The sequence below is a fragment of the Bacillus sp. GMa5/1 genome (assembly GCF_050172015.1).
In the GTDB taxonomy this organism is placed as follows: domain Bacteria; phylum Bacillota; class Bacilli; order Bacillales; family Bacillaceae_G; genus Bacillus_A; species Bacillus_A cereus.
Genome location: NZ_JBNLYC010000302.1, coordinates 1 through 3,337 on the forward strand (window position 1 = coordinate 1; position 3,337 = coordinate 3,337).

The following is a 3,337-nucleotide window of genomic DNA, read 5'->3' on the forward strand; positions in this document are numbered from 1 at the left end:
GGCATGGAGTTAAGGTAAGGTAGTAAAAAACATCAAGAATGAATGGGATTCATTTGGTACGATATGGATATGTTTAATAAGAGGGGGAATTTGATGTATCAAGTAAAGGGGTATTTTTCATCGCTCAAAGGAAGTCATTATGAAATTGGTAAGCAACAAGGTGAATTTGTGAAACAACATTCTTATCTTATTCCGCAATTTATAGAGCAAGAAAACTTAATATCGCATAACCATTGGACAGAATCTAGAAATATATTAAATCAATATTGTTCTGGAATTAATGAAGAAATTGAAGGTTTTTGTGAAGTGTTAAAAATTCCTTCAAAAAATATGATGTATTACTATCAAACACTATTGAAAGCAGGTTGTAGTCATTGTGCAGTATTACCTAAAAAGACAGATTCAACTCACACTTATGTATTAAGAAATTATGATTTATCACCAGTAATAGATGATATGCGTTTTTGCTCGACGCATGTTGAAGGTGCGTATGCACATAGTGGCTTTTCTACTCAATATTTTGGTCGAACAGAAGGGGGTAACGAACATGGATTATCTGTTACATTTTCAGCATGTGGTCAACCAGTAGGAAACATTGCAGGTTTAAGAAAGCCAATGGTAAATGGTTTACAGTGTTTTGCGGTAATTCGATTGTTGTTGGAGAAATGTAAAAATGTGCAGGAAGCTAAATCACTAATAGAAGAAATACCAATTGCTAGTAATATTAATTTAATAGTAGCTGATCCTTTAAACGCAGCACATATTGAAATATTTGACGGTCATAAATCCACAACAACGATTGATGGTGACAACCAAGCTTTTATTGTATCAACAAACCATGCAGTTAGTTCATCAATTCAGAAATTAAATAATAGGAAATTAGAACAATCTACAAAGAGATATCATGTTTTACATGAGCATTTAAATGGATATGAACAAGTGAGCATAGAGTCTTTAAAAAAGTTAGTAGAAGAAGAATATCCTGATGGACTGACTGTACATAACTATGAAGAATGGTTTGGAACTTTACATTCTGTATTATTCGATTTACATGATCGTACAATGAAGATTTGTTTCGGATCACCACTTTTAAACGACTGGTACTCATTGAAAGTCGGAGGAAGTATGCCGTTTTCTGAGGTGAACGTGAACTTTAAAAATAAAACTTATACTGACTTTTGGAGGGAAGATAAGAATGAATTGATGCCTAAAAGATAAATGAGATAAGATGATAATGAAGAGAGTGCATTTACACTGGAGGGATTACCAATGCTAAAAGTTATGTTACCATTTGTTCTTATCTTTTTTCTTGTTATTGCGATGTATATTGCTTATCAAAAGAGAAAAAAATCTGGGATAAAAGGATTGAAAAGTGCGTTAACTTCTATTTGCTTCTTTTCACTCGCAATTTTAAATATGTTTGCATATTGGTTTCACTTTGGCGGTGCTTTTACTTGGTTATTTTCAATTGCATTATTGCTAGTTGGTGCATATTTTACTAAATATATTCCAATATCTAAAAAGGTACATTAAAATCTATAAGAGTTTAATATAATGTTTACTTTGTTTTGAAAAGAGATTATTCTACTAGATCGTTGTGAAACGGTTTCATAGGATAATCTCTTTTGTTTAGTTTTGGAAAGAACGTACTGTACTTTTTAGTTGCTCAATAAATTCTCGAGTTGCAGCACACATATATTTATCTTTTCTATAAATTAGCCCTATTTCAATTGTTGGAGTAGGGTTTTCTATTTTAATAGCTTGAATGTTTTTATTTTGTAAAAAGTCTATATATGGTTTGGGTAACACTGTAATTCCCATTCCTTTGGAAACCATTTGGATTAAAGATTCCATCGTGCTAATTTCTAAAATTGGTCTTGGTTTAAAGTTGAATTTTTGACAATGAGATGTAATTAGTTCGGTTAAAAAGAAATTTTTAGGTAAAAGAATTAAAGGGTAGTTTTGTAATTCAGCAATAGATACATGATTACGTTCAGCTAATCGATGACCAGTTGGCACGACTAATGTAAGATCGCTTTTGTATAGAGGGATAGAGATAATCTCTTTATCTTGCACCGGGAGAAATGTAATTCCAATATCTAGTTCGTTTCGTAATAATTTTTCACGAATATCTCCTGTGCGAAGCCCTAATACAGAAAGCTCTATATTGGGATATAAATTATTGAAATTTAAAATAGTTAGTGGTAGTAAATAATTTAGGACGGTTAACAAAGCCCCTATTGTTAAGGAACCTTGCTGTAATCCGTTTAGGTCTTGAATAGCTGAACGAGCTTGTTCGACTTCATGAAAAATGGTTTTACTATGTGATAATAAAATCTTCCCTGCTTCAGTTAAAGATATTTTTTTACCAATTCGATCGAAAAGTGGCATTCCTACTTCATGCTCTAATGCACGTATTTGTTGACTTAGAGAAGGCTGTGAAATATTTAATTTCTCAGCTGCTTTTGTGAAATGTAATTCTTTTGAAACAGCTAAAAAGTATTCAAGTTGTCGTAATTCGATTGGAATCACCTCAAGTATAATAATAGGTTATACCTATCATTATTATATAAATAATTGAATTGAACAATGATTTTAAAGGTTTTATAATCATCTTTATATAGCAGAGAGGGTTATAAAAATTAATTGAGAGAAAATACATGTAACACCTTTAAAGGAGGAAATAGAATGGCTAATGAATATCAATTATTATCTTTAAATATAGGATTACCAAAAGAGGTTACATACGGTGGAAAGGTAGTTCATACAGGCATAAATAAGAAACAAGTAAAGGAACCGGTATATTTATCTTTTGTAAAATTTAATGGGGATGGACAAGCTGACTTAGTTCATCATGGAGGAGTAGATAAAGCAGTTTGTGTTTATACTGGTGATCACTATCCATACTGGGAAAAAGAATTGAATCAAGATCTTGTATATGGGGCTTTCGGAGAAAATATAACAGTTAGTGGTATGAGCGAAGAGGATGTTTGTATTGGTGATACATTTGAGCTAGGACAGGCAATCGTACAGGTAACACAACCAAGGCAACCTTGTTTTAAATTAGCAAAAAAATATAATATTCCAAAGTTACCACTATATTTTCAAGAAACAGGATATACAGGATTTTATTTTCGTGTATTAAAAGAAGGATGGGTATCATCAGTCGACACCTTAAAAAGACTACAGTCTGATCCAAAAGGTGTTTCAGTAGCATTCGCTAACCGTATTATGCATAAGGAAAAACAAAATATTGAAGGGGTAAAAAGGATATTAGAAGTAAATGCACTTTCAAATAGTTGGAGAAAGTCTTTTGAAAAGCGTATAAGTGGAGAAG

4 protein-coding genes are annotated in these 3,337 nt (G+C 31.9%); 3 read left to right on the forward strand and 1 reads right to left on the reverse strand.

Translation table 11 applies throughout. The annotated features are described in order from the left end of the window. The first annotated feature begins 93 nt into the window (after positions 1–93). Entirely contained in the window at positions 94–1,218 is a 1,125-nt protein-coding gene (locus tag ACQGSG_RS27750; RefSeq protein ID WP_000285220.1) for a C45 family autoproteolytic acyltransferase/hydolase, read from the forward strand. Between the two features lie 51 nt (positions 1,219–1,269). After that, positions 1,270–1,533, forward strand: a complete 264-nt coding sequence (locus ACQGSG_RS27755) for a hypothetical protein (protein WP_000921857.1) — start codon at positions 1,270–1,272, stop codon at positions 1,531–1,533. A gap of 96 nt (positions 1,534–1,629) precedes the next feature. On the opposite strand, the gene ACQGSG_RS27760 is transcribed toward ACQGSG_RS27755, so the two are convergent. Next, the gene (locus ACQGSG_RS27760) at positions 1,630–2,532 is read right to left on the reverse strand and encodes a LysR family transcriptional regulator (protein WP_000612234.1); all 903 of its coding nucleotides are present in this window, start codon (positions 2,530–2,532) and stop codon (positions 1,630–1,632) included. Positions 2,533–2,688: 156 nt separating this feature from the next. On the opposite strand from ACQGSG_RS27760, the gene ACQGSG_RS27765 reads away from it, so the two are divergent. After that, the coding region (locus ACQGSG_RS27765) for an MOSC domain-containing protein (protein WP_377862135.1) at positions 2,689–3,337 on the forward strand (649 nt) is incomplete at its 3' end.